Origin of the sequence: Mycobacteroides sp. H001, assembly GCF_001440005.1 — a bacterium.
In the GTDB taxonomy this organism is placed as follows: Bacteria; Actinomycetota; Actinomycetes; order Mycobacteriales; family Mycobacteriaceae; genus Mycobacterium; species Mycobacterium gwanakae.
Genome location: NZ_LJYH01000044.1, coordinates 1 through 382, shown reverse-complemented (window position 1 = coordinate 382; position 382 = coordinate 1). Strand labels below are relative to the sequence as shown.

Here is a 382-nt window from a genome sequence, read left to right as displayed (position 1 = left end):
GGTGTTCGGCTTGCACCAGTGCGGCTTGTTCGTCGGCGGGGTCGGCGAACAGGAACGAGCCGGTGCCGGGTGCGCCGGCCGATCCGAGCTTGTTCATGCGCTGTGGCACTGCGGCGCCCTGGTATTCCAGCGGGATGGCGTGGCCGTGCTCGTCGACACCGGCCAGCGGCTGGTGCAGCTCGATGTATTCACCGTGCGGCAGTCGCTTGATGATGCCGGTCTCGATGCCGTGTTCGAGTACTGCGCGGTCGCTGCGTTGCAGGCCGATGGCCCAGCGGTAGGCCAGGTAGTACACGACGATCGGCAAGATGACCATGCCGATACGGCCGATCCACGTCGTCGCGTTCAGCGAGATATGGAACTTCAACGCGATGATGTCGTT

At 64.4% G+C, this 382-nt stretch carries 1 pseudogene; it reads right to left on the bottom strand.

The window, feature by feature from the left end:
* Window positions 1–382, bottom strand: a pseudogene (locus tag AOT83_RS21820) (cytochrome b); the annotation flags it as partial.